The organism is Wenzhouxiangella indolica (assembly GCF_042310355.1).
GTDB lineage: Bacteria > Pseudomonadota > Gammaproteobacteria > Xanthomonadales > Wenzhouxiangellaceae > Wenzhouxiangella.
In genome coordinates, this window is the sequence record NZ_JBHJMR010000001.1 from 663550 (window position 1) to 678430 (window position 14881).

The window sequence follows — 14881 nt, forward strand, 5'->3', positions numbered from 1 at the left end:
CTTCAAGCATCCATACGTTACGGAATGGAAGGTTGATGAACAAGCAATCCCAGCACCATGATCTCGATCAGGCCGGGGACGGCGGGCTTGAGCTGTCCCGCGATCTGCCTTCGGCCGCGAGGCCGTTGTTCTCGAACGGACTGCGCCGCTTGCTGGCCCGCCTGAATCGCCGCTACCGCGGCCGGGTCGACGCCCTGCTCGAAGCGCGACAGGAGTTTCAGGCGCGCCTTGACGCCGGAGCGGTTCCCGATTTCCCCGCCGAGACGGCCGAGATTCGCTCGGCCGACTGGAAAGTGGCGCCGATTCCCGCCGACCTGCGCGACCGCCGCGTCGAGATTACCGGCCCGGTCGATCGCAAGATGATCATCAATGCCCTCAATTCCGACGCGAAGGTTTTCATGGCCGACTTCGAGGACTCCTCGACGCCGAGCTGGGAGAACATGATCGACGGGCAGGTCAACCTGTTCGACGCCGTGCGCCGCAGTATCGAGTTCACGGCCGACAACGGCAAGCACTACCGGCTCGAGCCCGATCCGGCCGTGCTGATCGTGCGTCCGCGCGGCTGGCATCTTGACGAAAAGCACGTGCGCGAGGGTGACCGGGCGGTTCCGGGCGGCATTTTCGACGCGGCCGTCTACCTGTACAACAACGCCCAGTCCCTGATCGACCAGGGCAGCGGCCCCTACCTGTACCTGCCCAAGCTCGAGAATCGGCACGAAGCGGAACTGTGGGAGCGGGTGCTGACCGATATCGAGGGTGCGCTCGAGCTCAAGCCCGGAACCGTCAAGGTCACCGTGTTGATCGAGACGATCACGGCGGTCTTCGAGATGGACGAGATCCTGCACGCACTCAAAAGCCGCATCGTCGGCCTCAACTGCGGCCGATGGGATTACATTTTCAGCTATATCAAGCGTTTCCGGCACCATGCTGACAAAGTGCTTCCGGATCGCGCACAGGTCACCATGACGGTGCCCTTCCTCAAGGCCTATTCCCAGCTGTTGATCAAGACCTGCCATCGCCGCGGGGCATTTGCCATGGGCGGCATGGCCGCGCAGATTCCCATCAAGGGCGACGAGAAAGCCAACGCGGCGGCGATCCAGAAGGTGCGCGAAGACAAGGAGCGCGAGGCCGGTGACGGCCACGACGGCACCTGGGTCGCCCACCCGGGGCTGATTCCGCTGGCCATGGAGATCTTCGACGAGCACCTGGGCGACAAGCCCAACCAGCTCGACAAGCTGCGCGAGGACGTCTCGGTGAGCGCCGAAGCGCTGGTGGCGCCCTGCGAGGGCAGCATCACCGAGGCCGGGGTGCGGGGCAACATCAATGTCGCCATCCGCTACATGGGGGCCTGGCTGGCCGGGCAGGGCTGTGTGCCGATCAACCACCTGATGGAGGACGCCGCCACCGCCGAGATTGCCCGTGCGCAGCTCTGGCAGTGGGCCCGCCACGCCCGCGGCATGCTCGAGGACGGGACCAACATCGACCTCGACCTGATCCGTCGCTGGCAGGGCGAAGAACTGGAGAAGATCCGCGCCGATCTCGGCGACGAGGCCTTTTCCAGCGGCCACTTCCTGCGCGCGGCCGAACTGCTTTACGAAGTCACCGCCGACGATGGCTTCGTCGAATTTCTCACGTTGCCGGGCTACGAACGGCTCGACTGATACTACGACTGAACTTACCGGAGCAAGCGCATGAACAAGGACGTCACCCCGATCATCGAGATGGAACGCGACTGGCTGGAGAACCCGCGCTGGAAAGGCGTGGAGCGCCCCTATGACGCCAACGAAGTCGTTCGCCTCAGAGGCAGCGTGACCATCGAGCACACCCTGGCCCGCAGGGGGTCGGAAAAGCTGTGGAAGGCGATGCACGAGGACGACTTCGTCAACGCCCTCGGCGCCCTGACCGGCAACCAGGCCATGCAGCAGGTACGTGCCGGCCTCAAGGCCATCTACCTGTCCGGCTGGCAGGTCGCCGCCGATGCCAACATCGCCGGTCAGATGTACCCCGACCAGTCGCTGTACCCGGCCAATTCCGTGCCGGCGGTGGTGCGCCGGATCAACAACACGTTCCGCCGCGCCGACCAGATCCAGTCGACCGAGGGAAAAGGTGAAATCGACTGGTTCGCGCCCATCGTGGCCGACGCCGAGGCCGGATTCGGCGGCGCGCTCAACGCGCACGAGCTGATGAAGGACATGATCGATGCCGGTGCCGCCGGCGTGCACTTCGAAGACCAGCTCGCCTCGGCCAAGAAGTGCGGCCATATGGGCGGCAAGGTGCTCGTGCCCACGAGTGAGGCCGTGCAGAAGCTCGTCTCCGCGCGACTGGCGGCCGATATCGAGAACGTGCCGTCGATCATCATCGCCCGGACCGACGCCATGGGCGCCGGCCTGCTGACCTCCGATATCGACGAGGCCGATCACGCCTTCATCACCGGCGAGCGCACCTCCGAAGGCTTCTACCGCACGAATGCCGGCATGGACCAGGCCATCGCCCGCGGCCTGGCATACGCGCCCTATGCTGACCTGGTCTGGTGCGAGACCTCGAAGCCCGACCTGGGGGAGGCGAAGCAGTTCGCCGAGGCGATTCACGCCGAGTACCCGGACAAGCTGCTGGCCTACAACTGTTCGCCCAGCTTCAACTGGAAGAAGAACCTCTCGGATGCCGAGATCGCAAAGTTCCAGACCGAGCTCGGCGCGATGGGCTACAAGTTCCAGTTCATCACCCTGGCCGGCTTCCACGCGCTCAACCACAGCATGTTCCAGCTTGCCCGCGGCTACAAGGCGCGCCAGATGTCGGCCTACGTCGAGCTGCAGCAGGCGGAGTTCGACGCCGAGTCGCAGGGCTATACCGCCACGCGCCACCAGCGCGAGGTCGGCACGGGCTACTTCGACCAACTGGCCCAGGCGATCAGCGGCGGTGAGTCCTCGCTCGGCGCGCTTTCCGGATCGACCGAGGAAGACCAGTTCGACGACGCCAAAAGCGCCTGAGGAGGCTCCGGGACTCACCCGCACGGCCGTTGTAGCCGTGCGGGTGATATCAGGCGGCTAGCCGATATCGCCCAGGAAGGCGAGCAGCTTGCGTTCGTCGGACAGGTCACCGTAGAGCACGGAGATCCCTCCATCCTGGCCCGTTCGCAGCAGCGCGGGCGTGGCGAAGACCGACAGGCTCACCGACTGCTCCGGATGGGCGAGCAGGTCGATTTCCAGCGGTTGGATTGCTTTCCTGTCCAGTGTCTTCAGGGCCTCGGCCAGATTGGCCCGGGCCCGCCGCGATCTCGGCGCGTCGCCGGTCACCAGGAGGGTCAGGGCGGGTACAGCCGATTCGCCTTGCGTGGTTTCGGCGTTCACTTGCTGCCTCCTTCTTCGTCGCGGCCGCGATCGGATTGGCGCCGCCGTTTCATCTGCTCGGTGTGTTGGCGATCCATCCGATCAACTTCACCGGAGGTTTGCTCCTGCAGTTCGAGCTCGGTCTGCAGGCGGTCCATCTCGCTGCGCGTCTGTTCGATGCGGCGCTCGAGCTCCTGGCGGCGCTGCGTTCGCTCCATGGCGGCGCGCCGCGTTGCCGCGCGCTCCTCGCTTTCCTTCTGCGCCCGGGCGGTACCCATCAGCACCTCCGTGCCGTACTCGTAGACATCGGCCAGGTCGATGCCCTGTGCGGACAGGACCAGCTCGCGCTGCTGGTTGGAATGGGCCGTTCCGCGCGATTTCACGATCGACAGCGAGCGGTTGCGCTCGCCGGCGCGCACGTTGTAGTCGAGCACGATCCAGGTATCGGCAATGGTCGAGACGTGCACCAGGGTGGTCTCGCCCTCGGGGTCGCCCTCACCGTTGAGTGATGTCAGGACCGTCGTGATGCCCCGACCGCGCGCGAGTGCCAGCAAGCGTTCGATGGCGGACCCGGTGCCCTCGGAACCGGTGGCTTTCATCAGCGCCGAAACCGGGTCGATGACCAGGCAGTGCGGTTCGAATTCCTCGATCAGGCGCTGGATATGAAGGAAGTGCTCGCTGATCAGCGCAGACCAGGCTGAAAGCGCGCAGAATCGGAGCCGTCCTGCGTCGATGTGTGACTGAAGGTCGATACCAACGGACGCCAGATTGCGTACATAGGGTGCTTCGACTTCGTCGAAGCTGACGTACAGGGTTCGCCCGCCGCGCCCGGCCGCCGCCTCGGCGAAACTGGCTGCCAGCGTGCTCTTGGCGGTGCCGGGGCGGCCCGATATCAGCGTGCTGGAGCCGTGGTAGGGTCCGCCGCCGAGCAGCTGGTCGAGGCGATCGATGCCGGTGCTCACGCGTTGCGTGCCGGCGGTTGCCGGCTCTTTGCTCGGGGCCGACTGGTAGGGCAACTGAATGCCGTCGTCGTCCATGACAAGCGGCACAACGTCGGTCACGTGAGCTGATCCGCGATACTTGGCCACCTGGATATGACGGTTCAGGCGACGGTCGATGACCCTTGCCGTCAGCAGCAGTATCGTCGGCAGCAGAAACTCGATGCCGTCGAGATGGCGGGGCGACAAGCCCCGCTCATCCAGTTTGCCGCTGATCAAGAGGGTCCAGCCGCATTTTTCACAGTACTCGTTGATCTGCCGTACCTGGTCGGCGGCAATGCTCGGATCGGGCTGGTGCTGCAGCAATTGATCGATGCCGTCGATCACGATCCAGGCATTGTCGAAGCGATCGGCCTGTGCCGAGATCGCCCCGAGGAGGGCGTCGATATCGAACCCACCGGAGACTTCGGTGCCGGCGGGCGTGCGTGCGTCGATAATCGACCAGGCATCCGAGTCGATCAGTTCACCCCCCCAGCGAAACGAGTCGGCGCTGCGTCGGAGTTGCCCGAGCGACTCTTCGAAGGTAACGAAAACACCGCCGTCACCACGGCCGACCGCGTTGGCCAGGAGCTGCAGGCCGAGCACGGTCTTGCCTGTGCCGGGTTGTCCGAGTACAAGGGTTGCCTGACCTTCAGGCAATCCACCGTGGGTAAGCCGGTCCAGGCCGGGGATGCCGGTCGGCCGCTTTTGCAGACGCCAGTCCGTGGTGCTCATCTTATGCAGTCCTGTTGTTTGGGGCGGGCGGTCATCAGCCGTCGCGATCGCTCGCGCCCAGGGGTAGATTACTGCGCTTTTCGAGCAGCCAGCGAAAGTCCTCGCCGGCCAGGGGCATACTATAGTAGTAGCCTTGGCCTTCGTAACAGCCCATTTCCAGCAACGCCTCGGCAACCTCTTTCGTTTCAATGCCTTCGGCCACCGCCTCGGCGTCCAGTGCCCAGGCGAGGTTCATGATCGCGCGCACGATGTCCCGGCTGTAGCGGTCGTCGAGGAGCCGATTGACGAAGCCCTGGTCGATCTTGATCTCGTCGAAGGGATAGCGCTGCAGGTACAGCAGCGAGGAGTAGCCGGTGCCGAAGTCGTCCAGGGCCAGTCTCACGCCCAGGTTGCTCAGATCTCTGAGTTCCGCCAGCAAGCGGTCGGACTGACGCTCGAAAACGCTCTCGGTGATCTCCAGGGAGAGCTGCGAGGCATCGACATCGAATTCCGCGAGCGCGGCCCGAACCTTGGCGGGAAAGTCGCCGATCATGAACTGGATCTGCGAGACATTCACGGCCACCCGCACCGTCGTGAGCCCGGCGTCCTGCCAGCCGCGAAGCTGCCTGCAGGCGGCTCGCAGCACCCAGTCGCCGATCGGCCCGATCAGCTGGCTTTGCTCGGCGACCGGGATGAACACTCCCGGCGGCAGCAATCCGCGCTCAGGGTGCTGCCAGCGAATCAGCGCCTCGGCCGCGATCATCCGGCCGTTGCCGAGACTGACCTTGGGCTGGAAATGCAGCTCGAACTCGTCGGCCTCGAGGGCGCGCCGGAGCTCCGAGGTCAGCTGGATTCGTTCGCGCGTTTGCTTGTTCAACCCTTCGCTGAAAGCGAGCCAGGGGGTCTCCCCGATATCGTCGTCACGATTCTCGAACAAGGCCAGCTCGGCCTCTCGAACCAGGTCCTGGGGGCTGCGGCGCTGACCGCCGAGCAGGGTGTAGCCGATGCGGACCGCAACCTCGATATCCAGCCCGGTTTCGTCCGGGTGGAACGGTTCGTCCACGGCGGCAGCGATGTGCCGGAGCCGATCGTCCGCGGAGATTCCCGATGCATCGGGCAGGTAAACCACGAACTCGTCGCCGCCTGTTCGCCCGGCCAGCCCTTGCTCTCCTGAACGGTGCTGCAGGCGGCGGCCGAGCTCCACCAGCACCCGGTCGCCGGCTTCGTAGCCGTGGGCGTCGTTGATATCGTGCTGGCCGACCACATCGAGCATTGCGACGATACCGCCGGCGGGCCACTCATCCCGCTCGAATCGCTGGCCGAGCCGCTCGGCGAAGCCGTTGCGCGAGTGCAGCCCCGTCAGGGAGTCCTCGTAGGCGAGCCGGTTGAGTTCTTGTTCGGCCAGCTTGCGTTGGGTGATGTCGATGTGCATGGCGACGGCGCCGCCGGCTGCGCTTCCCGCCGACGTCAGGCGGCTGAACATCGCGCGGAACCAGCGTTTCTTGTCGGGGGAGTGGCATGGGTATTCGAGGGCGAAGGTCTCGCGCTTGCCTCCGAGTACGTCCTTGAGGCCATCGGCCACGGTCTGCGCTTCTTTCGAACACTCGCCTTCGGCGGCTTCACAAAGCCTGACGTAATTGGTGCCGACACCGAAATCGGAACCGCCGTTGCGAAACTGATTCTGCTCACCGAAGTGACGCCATTGGTCGTTGACGTCCATGATCTTGCCGCATTTGTCGAGCATTGCAATGTGGGCGGGCAGGGAGTTGATCAGAGCCTGGCGGACACCCAAGGCGGCATCCAGTTCGTCGCGTGAGGCACGCAGGGCGGCTTCGTGCGCCTGCAGCCGCTCCAGCATGCGGTGGTTCTCCGTGACGTCCCGGAAGAACACGGCGATCCCTTCCGTCCAGGGATAGGCGTGGACATCGAACCAGGCTTGCAGCGGCTCGAAGAACTCGTCCGCCGTCGTGGAGATCCGTGCTTCCATGGCATCAACCAGTGCGCGTTCTGTGGCGCTGCCGGCCAGTTCAGGAAACTGATCCCACAGGGTCGAACCGATCAACTCGTCGCGTGATTTGCCGAGAATTCGACCGCCCTCGGCGTTGACATAGGTATATCGCCATTGCTCGTCGAAAGCGACAAAGCCGTCCGTAATGGCTTCGAGCATAGCTGCCAGCCGGTCGGACAGATGGCGGCTTTCTTGCTCGAGCGCCTTGCGCTCAGAGATATCCTGGAAGGCGCCCTGTACTCTTATGATGTTTCTCTGTTTGTCGTAAACGGGCTCGCCAACAGTTCGCACCCACCGTCGCTGGCCTTCTGCGTCCACGACCTGGAGCTCCTCGTCGTAGGACTCGCCCTGTTCGGCACAGGCCTCGAAAACCTGGCTGATACGCTCGCGAAATTCGGGAGCGTAGAAGTGAATGCCTTCCTCGACTGAGGGTGTGTATCCACGCGGCATACCGTGAATCTCCGCCACCACGTCTGACCATTCGCAGGTCATGGAATCCAGATTCACCGCCCATGCCCCGAAACGAGCCGCCCGTCCGGCCACGTCGAGCAGAGCGCCCTGACGCTTCAGCTCCTTCTGTGCCGCATCGCGCTCGTCCAGCGTGCGGTTGAGCGTTTCGGCCAGGCGAGAGAGCTCGTCGTTGCCGGTGACCGGGGCTCGGGCGTCGTTTTCGCCCGCCCGTCGGCGCTCGAGGGTGTTGGCCATTAGGCGGACAGGGTGTGCAATGCGGCGGTGAATCAGTGCGAAGGCGACGACGCACAGGGCACCGAAGAGCAGGGCCGCGCCGGCAAGGGTAGCGCCGATCCAGGTCGCCTCGCGCGTAATCGCCCGTTGACGCTCGCGCAGCGCACGGTCGAGAGCGCTGTCGAGCGCGATGCCCTGTCCGGCAACCTGGTGCATGACGATCCGGCTGCGTGCGGGTACTTCGAGCGGCTCGAGGTAGCGGTCGGGTCGTGCCAGTTCATTGCCGTATTCGCCGGCCTGCAGGGCTGCCTCGACGGAATCGACCAATTGCGCCACGCGCCTTGCAGCCTTGCGTGCATCGGGATGAAGCTCACCGATTTCTTCCAGCTCCCGTCGAATGGCCTTGGCCTCGGCGACGTAGGTTTTCCAGCGCCCAGGGTCGGCGCCGAAAAGGACCAGGCTGTCGCTGGCGGCGGAAAACTCGTCGATGCGGGCGCTTAGCTCCAGCAGTTCGCCGATCGCCTCTTGCCGCTGGTAGATTTCCTGGCCGCTGTCGATGCTCAGGACCAGAAGCAGCAGCATGCCCGCCACGCAGACCGCGACGCTGAACCGCGACAACCGGTCCAGGTTCACGGGCCAGTGTCCGGCGAATCGGCCTTCGGGATGCGCACCGCGTCGGGCTTCAGATCGCGCAACGGGCCGGGTTCAATCAGGTCGAGATTCTGCTTGGCGAAGAGTTGCAGCTCCTCGGTGACGATCGTCGGCACGTCCCCCAGGTAGATTGCGCTCGCGATGCGAACGGGGGCCTGCGACTGCCGGGCGTGGAGGGCGGATGCCGCGGACAGGGCCATAACGGCCATGGCGATGGTCTTGATCCACGCTCGCAATTCAACCCCCTCATTTTGCCCGGCATTTGCATCGTTTGATGCGTCGAGCGTGCCACTTTCCGTTCGCATGTGCAACGTTATCACGACTTCCTGATGGAAGGCCGATGCGCCCTCTACCAGGGGGCGGCGTATCGGGCTTCGGGCGCTTGAAAAGCCCTCGCGGCTGCCGCAGTATGATGTTTATCATGAATACTTGGTACAGCCCACGCCGATGAGCGAAAAGGAACAGCATTCCGACCCCAACAGCGGCGAGGGCCTGGCGCTCGAGGAAGCGCGCCCGAAAGTTCGAAAGCCGCCGCTGTACAAGGTCGTCATCCTCAACGACGACTACACCCCGATGGAGTTCGTGGTCGAAGTCCTGCAGCGCTTCTTCAGCCTGTCGCACGACAAGGCCACGAGCATCATGCTGCACGTCCATACCCGTGGCCGCGGTGTGGCCGGCGTGTTCACCTACGAGATCGCCGAGACCAAGGTGGTGATGGTCAACGACTACGCCCGCGAGCACCAGCATCCGCTACAGTGCACCCTGGAAGAGACCGATGACTGAGCGCGCGCAGGGAATCATCGGCGCCCGGCAGGGTCTGAACTTTTCGAAGTCAAACGAATTTTCGCAAGCGCAAGGTTGCCCAGATGTTCAGCAAGGAACTTGAATTATCCATCTCGCAGGCCTACCACACGGCCCGCAGCAAGCGCCACGAGTTCCTGACCGTGGAGCACCTGCTGCTCGCGCTGCTCGACAACGATTCGGCGCGGGAGGTGCTGCTGGCCTGCGGCGTCGATATCCAGCTGCTCGGCCACGAGCTCGACATCGCGCTCGACGAGTCGGTGCCGGTCCTGTCCGAGGGTGACCAGCGCGATACCCAGCCGACCATCGGCTTTCAGCGCGTGCTGCAGCGCGCGCTCTACCACGTGCAGTCGGCCGACAAGAAGGAAGTCCTCGGTGCCAACGTCCTGGTGGCGATCTTCAGCGAGAAGGACTCGCACGCCGTCTACCTGCTGGGCAAGCAGGATCTGGCCCGGCTGGACGTGGTCAACTACCTCTCCCACGGCATCGCCAAGACCGACGAGACGGGTCCCCAGGCGGGCACGGACGCGGCCCAGGGCGCGGAAGGCGCGGCTGAAGAGGAAAAGTCGGCGCTGGCAAGCTACGCCACCAACCTCAACGAGCGCGCCAGGGCCGACAGGATCGACCCGCTGATCGGCCGGGCCCTGGAAGTCGAGCGAACCATCCAGATCCTGTGCCGCCGGCGCAAGAACAATCCGCTCTACGTCGGCGAATCCGGCGTGGGCAAGACCGCGCTGGCCGAGGGCCTGGCGCTGCGCATCGTGCGCGAGGAAGTGCCCGACGTGCTGCACGATGCCGAGATCTGGGCGCTGGACCTGGGCGCGCTGCTGGCCGGCACCAAGTACCGCGGTGACTTCGAGAAACGGCTGAAGGCCGTGCTCGCCGAGCTGAAGTCGCGCGAGAAGGCGGTACTGTTCATCGACGAGATTCACACCATCATCGGCGCCGGTGCGGCCTCGGGTGGGGTGATGGACGCGTCGAACCTGATCAAGCCGGTGCTCGCCAACGGCGAGCTGCGTTGCATCGGCTCGACCACCTTCGAGGAATACCGCGGCGTGTTCGAGAAGGATCGCGCCCTGGCCCGTCGCTTCCAGAAGATCGACATCGTCGAGCCCTCGGTGGGCGAGACGATCGAGATACTCAACGGCCTCAAGTACCGCTTCGAGGAACATCACGGCGTGACCTACACGCCCGAAGCCCTGGAGGCGGCGGCCACGCTGTCGAATCGTCACATCAACGATCGGCATCTGCCGGACAAGGCCATCGACGTCATCGACGAGGCCGGCGCGCGCGAGCGGCTCAAGCCCGAGGACGAGCGCGTCGAGCAGATCGGGGTCAGCGAGATCGAGGAAGTCATCGCGAAGATGGCGCGGATTCCGCCGCGCCAGGTGTCGCGATCCGATCGTGATGCGCTCAAGACCCTCGAGCGCGACCTCAGGATGGTGGTTTTCGGCCAGGACGAGGCGATTTCGACCCTGGCCTCGGCGATCAAGATGTCGCGTTCGGGCCTGGCCGACGTCGACCGGCCGATCGGCAGCTTCCTGTTCGCCGGCCCGACCGGCGTGGGCAAGACCGAGGTCACGCGTCAGCTGGCCATGACGATGGGCATCGAGCTGATTCGCTTCGACATGTCCGAGTACATGGAGGCGCACTCCGTATCCCGGCTGGTCGGGGCGCCGCCGGGCTACGTCGGATTCGACCGCGGCGGGCTGCTGACCGAGTCAGTCACGCAGACGCCGCACGCCGTGCTCCTGCTCGACGAGATCGAGAAGGCGCACCCGGACGTCTACAACCTGCTGCTGCAGATCATGGATCACGGCAAGCTGACCGACGCCAACGGGCGCACGGCCGATTTCCGCAACGTGATCGTGGTGATGACCACCAACGCCGGCGCCGAGCTGATGAGCCGTCGCGGCATCGGGTTCGTGCCCTCGGACAACACCACTGACGGCATGGAGGCGATCCGCAAGCAGTTCACGCCCGAGTTCCGCAACCGGCTCGATGCGATCATCCAGTTCCGTTCGCTGCCGGTCGACGTGGTCATGCAGGTGGTCGACAAGTTCCTGATGGAAATGGAAAACCAGCTTGCCGACAAGGGTGTAAGTATCGAGATCAGCGCGGCCGCGCGCGAGTGGCTGGCCGAGAACGGCTTCGACGAGAAGATGGGTGCACGGCCGATGAAGCGCATCATCCAGGAGCACATCAAGCGGCCGCTGGCCGACGAACTGCTGTTCGGCGATCTGTCCGAGGGCGGAGAAGTCGAGGTCAGCGTGCGCGAAGATGGCGAGGGCCTGACGCTGGCCTGCCGCAGCTCCGCTGCCACGGCGCCGATCGCCGACTGAGGGGCCGGCTTACTTCATGCGGTAGGTGATACGGCCCTTGGACAGGTCGTAGGGCGTCATCTCCACCTTGACGCGGTCGCCGGTGAGAATGCGAATGTAGTGCTTGCGCATCCGACCGGAGATGTGGGCGGTGATGACGTGTCCATTGTCGAGTTCGACGCGGAACATGGTGTTCGGCAGGGTCTCGAGGACCTTGCCTTCCATTTCGATGTGCTCGTCCTTTGCCATAATTCCTGTTCAATTCATTAAAACCGCGTTATTCTGACAGCTTCTGAGCCAGACGCAAGCAGAAATGCCGAAATTCGATTGCTGGGGCGGGTGGCTCAAAAAAGTACGCCGAAGGGGTTGACAGGAATTTCTGTCCGGCTAAAATTCCCTTCTTTCGCGGGAATAGCTCAGTTGGTAGAGCACAACCTTGCCAAGGTTGGGGTCGCCGGTTCGAGTCCGGTTTCCCGCTCCAAATCCCCGAAGGCCCGGGTTGCTGCCCGGGCCTTTTTCGTTGGGCTTCGACTGCTGTAAGCAACCGGCAGTTGGGGTACAATCTGACGCGCATCCGGCCAGGTGGCAGAGTGGTGATGCAGCGGCCTGCAAAGCCGCGTACCTCGGTTCGATTCCGGGCCTGGCCTCCAAATTGATCGTCGATCGAGCCGGCATTTTGCCGGCTCTTTTCGTGTGGGTCTCAGCGTGCGGCCAGCGCCTCGGCCCGGCGCATCATGTCGTCGCCGCCGTGGTACTTGCGCCAGTCGTGCGGAAGGCTGTCCAGAAGCTGCGCCAGTCGGCCGCGGTCGGCCATTTCTCTGCGCTCGACCTGCTGCCTGATCTCCGCCAGCGTGGCCGGCATGAATCCGGCCTCGGCCGCGCTCGTTCTCAGGGCGTCGGTAAACTCCGGGTCGAGCGAGTCCTTGAGCGACAGCATGAACTGGGCCCGCGGTACCCCTTCGAAGGCCGCCTGCTTCAACCAGAATCGATGGGCTTCGATGTCCGCTTCCACCTTGTCTCCCCGGTGGAGGCGCCGGGCCAGGTCGAGCTGGGCCCGGATGATGCCCGCCCGGGCAGCCTGGTGGGTGATATCGATGACGGCGCCGGGATTGTCCGGGTCGGTCGCCAGGCCGAGAAAATCGAGGGTCCAGGCCGATTTGTAGGCGGCCAGGAGGTCTTCGTCGGCCTTGTCGAGCTGCCGTTCCAGTTTCTTCAGGCTGATGCTGTCGTAGGGTGCTCCGGCCCCCATGTTTTCGAGCGTGAACTTGATCTGCTGGGTGATGTAGATGGGGGTGCCTTCCGGTTCACCGTCGGCCCATTCGAACCGCCAGCGCGAAAAGGCCCGCAGGGCCGAGCGATCAAACACGTCTTTCGGGTCGCTGAACAGGATATGCGGCTGTTCGAGTTCGCCGGCGGCGTTGAGCCAGCCGCCGAGCAGTACCATGCCCATGCTGCCCGAACCGGCGGCATCGCGGGGGTAGCGGGGCGCCTCGCGCTCGACCGTGAGCTGCTTGTCCCTGATCAGCGTGTCCAGTCGTCGGCTTTCGGCGTCGCGCGCGCTCATCTCGTCATCGCTACAGTCGGCGCAAAACTCCGGCGCATGGCGAGCGAGCAGGGCATCGCGCGAGAACTCGTCCCGCCATGCCGGGAGGCGTTGCTCGAAGTCGGCCAGCTGTTCCTGGTCGAGATTGGCCTTGATCGTGGGTAACGCCTGCCGGGCGGCTTCGAATCCGGCTTCCTCGGCCAGGGCGATCCACAGGGCCGCCTCGACCACGTTCCGGCGGCCTCCCTCGCCATTGGCGAGCATGGCGCCGAGGTTGAACTGGGCTTCGACCCTGCCGGCGCCCGCCATGCGCTCGAAAGACGCGCGCGCTTCCTCGAGCTGTCCGGCCGCATGCGCTTCGACCGTTTCGTCGAAAGCCACCGGTTGCCGGGCCTCCACCAGGCTCGCGCACAGGCAGGCCAGCATCGCCAACACGATTCGATTCATCGCTAGTCTCCTCGTTGAATCAAGCCCCTTCCCGCCTTCAAGCTAGCGAACCCGGACAGACGGGTCAAGGCTAGCCTGAGATGAGCTGTTTGGCTTGATCCACGAGCGTCTGATCGGGATTGACCATGTACCAGAATTCCGGCAGCAGTTCGACCAGGCTGGACAGCTGGGCCTTGTCGGCGGTCTCGGGGGAGGCGAGCTGTTGACGAAGTACCGACATGATGGCCGGAACCGAGCCCTTTTCGGCCGCGCTGTACAGCAAGCTCTGTTTGAAGTCGGGGCTCGGGTCGTCCCGCAGGCTCAGCAAGAACTGGGCGCGGGCATGACCGGAAAACGCGGCCCGTCGCAGCCAGAATGCGGCCGCCCGATCATCGTGGCGAACGCCGTTGGCCGTCTCCAGGTCGTCGTGCAGATCGATCTGGGCCCGGGCCAGGCCCGCGCTTGCGGCGTCGTGCGTTTTCGCCACGAGGCCCTCGCGGCCGCCGACCAGGTCGCCGAATTCCAGGGTAAATGCCATTCGCGCGGCCCGGTAAGCCCCAGCGAGATCTTCATCCCAGTCGTTGATCAGGCGCTCGTACTGTCGCCGGGCCTTGCGTCCCCAGCTTCTGCCTTCGAGATAGAAGACGATGGTCTGGCTCACGTAACGGTTGTCGGCGTCAGGTGCGCCATCGACCCACTCGACGCGCCACTTCTGGAGTGCGGCGAGCGCCGGTCCGTCGAAGATCCATTCCGGGTCGCTGAACATGACGTGCGGGTGTTCGAACTCGCCGTCCGCGCCGATCCAGGCGCCCATCTGAACGTAGCCTGGTATGCCGCGTCGACGAAGCTCTCGCGGGAATATCGGTTCATGCTGGTCAAGCAGGGCCCGCTTACCGTTCAGAATGACTTCTGCCGACCCCTTCGGGCGCCTGAGGCCGTCCGAGTCACCGCTGAGGCAGTCGGCTTCGCAAAGAACGGGGGCGTGTGTCGCGAACAGGGCGCCCCTGGAATACCGGGCGCGCCAGTCGGCAATGCGGTTGTCGACCATCTCTCGCTGCGCGGGCTCCAGGGTCTCCAGTTCAGCGGGCGGCGTGTCGATGGCCGGCCGGTGACCTTCTTCCGCGGCCAGGCGAATCCAGAGCGCGCCCTCCACGGTGTCTTTCGGACCGCCTTCGCCTTCGAGCAACATGCTTCCGAGCTTGAATTGCGCGCTTGGAAACCCGCTTTCGGCAAGGCGCCTGAACGACGCTCGGGCGACATCAGCGTGTCCCGCTGCGTTGGCGGCCACTGCGTCCTTGTAAGTGACCGGAAGTCGAGCCTCAGCCGTCGCCAGCCCGCAAAGGCAGGCAAGTGCCAACACGAATCGAAACATGATCCCTCTCCCTCTCCCTGTGCCATCTGGCTTTCACTCGCCGGAAGCCGGGAATCTA

General features: G+C 64.5%; 11 protein-coding genes and 2 tRNA genes. 6 read left to right on the forward strand and 7 right to left on the reverse strand.

Features of this window, described 5'->3' with window-relative positions:
- Nucleotides 1-35: 35 nt before the first annotated feature.
- Together aceB and aceA are read left to right on the forward strand one after the other, a co-directional pair.
- Entirely contained in the window at nt 36-1661 is a 1626-nt protein-coding gene (aceB, locus tag ACDC67_RS03160) for a malate synthase A (protein ID WP_376690499.1), read from the forward strand.
- 30 nt (nt 1662-1691) lie between these two features.
- Nucleotides 1692-2987 carry an isocitrate lyase gene (gene aceA, locus ACDC67_RS03165; protein WP_376690501.1) on the forward strand — a complete coding sequence of 432 codons (1296 nt, stop codon included), beginning with the start codon at nt 1692-1694 and terminating at the stop codon, nt 2985-2987.
- A gap of 57 nt (nt 2988-3044) precedes the next feature.
- On the opposite strand, the gene ACDC67_RS03170 is transcribed toward aceA, so the two are convergent.
- The 4 genes from ACDC67_RS03170 to ACDC67_RS03185 are packed head-to-tail and all read right to left on the reverse strand — an operon-like array spanning nt 3045 to nt 8665.
- Complete coding sequence (locus ACDC67_RS03170) at nt 3045-3347, reverse strand: thioredoxin domain-containing protein (protein ID WP_376690503.1); 303 nt, start codon at nt 3345-3347, stop codon at nt 3045-3047.
- Nucleotides 3344-5038 (reverse strand): ATPase domain-containing protein, encoded by a 1695-nt coding sequence (locus ACDC67_RS03175; RefSeq protein ID WP_376690504.1) that lies wholly within the window; start codon nt 5036-5038, stop codon nt 3344-3346. The genes ACDC67_RS03170 and ACDC67_RS03175 overlap by 4 nt, the downstream gene beginning before the upstream one ends.
- A gap of 34 nt (nt 5039-5072) precedes the next feature.
- A complete protein-coding gene (locus ACDC67_RS03180) occupies nt 5073-8342 on the reverse strand; it encodes an EAL domain-containing protein (protein ID WP_376690506.1) in 3270 nt (1089 codons plus the stop codon).
- On the reverse strand, nt 8339-8665 hold the full coding sequence (locus ACDC67_RS03185) for a hypothetical protein (protein WP_376690507.1): 327 nt from the start codon (nt 8663-8665) through the stop codon (nt 8339-8341). The genes ACDC67_RS03180 and ACDC67_RS03185 overlap by 4 nt, the downstream gene beginning before the upstream one ends.
- 142 nt (nt 8666-8807) lie before the next feature.
- On the opposite strand from ACDC67_RS03185, the gene clpS reads away from it, so the two are divergent.
- Both clpS and clpA read left to right on the forward strand, forming a co-directional pair.
- A complete protein-coding gene (gene clpS / locus ACDC67_RS03190) occupies nt 8808-9143 on the forward strand; it encodes an ATP-dependent Clp protease adapter ClpS (RefSeq protein ID WP_376690509.1) in 336 nt (111 codons plus the stop codon).
- A gap of 83 nt (nt 9144-9226) precedes the next feature.
- Nucleotides 9227-11503 carry an ATP-dependent Clp protease ATP-binding subunit ClpA gene (clpA, locus tag ACDC67_RS03195; RefSeq protein WP_376690511.1) on the forward strand — a complete coding sequence of 759 codons (2277 nt, stop codon included), beginning with the start codon at nt 9227-9229 and terminating at the stop codon, nt 11501-11503.
- A gap of 9 nt (nt 11504-11512) precedes the next feature.
- Here clpA and infA read toward each other — a convergent pair whose 3' ends face one another.
- Nucleotides 11513-11731: a translation initiation factor IF-1 gene (infA, locus tag ACDC67_RS03200; RefSeq protein ID WP_116649482.1), complete on the reverse strand. Its 219-nt coding sequence runs from the start codon at nt 11729-11731 to the stop codon at nt 11513-11515.
- Between the two features lie 156 nt (nt 11732-11887).
- Here infA and ACDC67_RS03205 point away from each other — a divergent pair.
- Together ACDC67_RS03205 and ACDC67_RS03210 are read left to right on the forward strand one after the other, a co-directional pair.
- Nucleotides 11888-11963 (forward strand) — tRNA-Gly (locus tag ACDC67_RS03205).
- 95 nt (nt 11964-12058) lie between these two features.
- Nucleotides 12059-12132 (forward strand) — tRNA-Cys (locus ACDC67_RS03210).
- A 50-nt stretch (nt 12133-12182) separates the two neighbouring features.
- Here ACDC67_RS03210 and ACDC67_RS03215 read toward each other — a convergent pair.
- Both ACDC67_RS03215 and ACDC67_RS03220 read right to left on the reverse strand, forming a co-directional pair.
- Nucleotides 12183-13472 (reverse strand): TonB family protein, encoded by a 1290-nt coding sequence (locus ACDC67_RS03215; protein ID WP_376690513.1) that lies wholly within the window; start codon nt 13470-13472, stop codon nt 12183-12185.
- A gap of 70 nt (nt 13473-13542) precedes the next feature.
- A complete protein-coding gene (locus tag ACDC67_RS03220; RefSeq protein ID WP_376690515.1) occupies nt 13543-14823 on the reverse strand; it encodes an energy transducer TonB in 1281 nt (426 codons plus the stop codon).
- Nucleotides 14824-14881 lie beyond the last annotated feature (58 nt).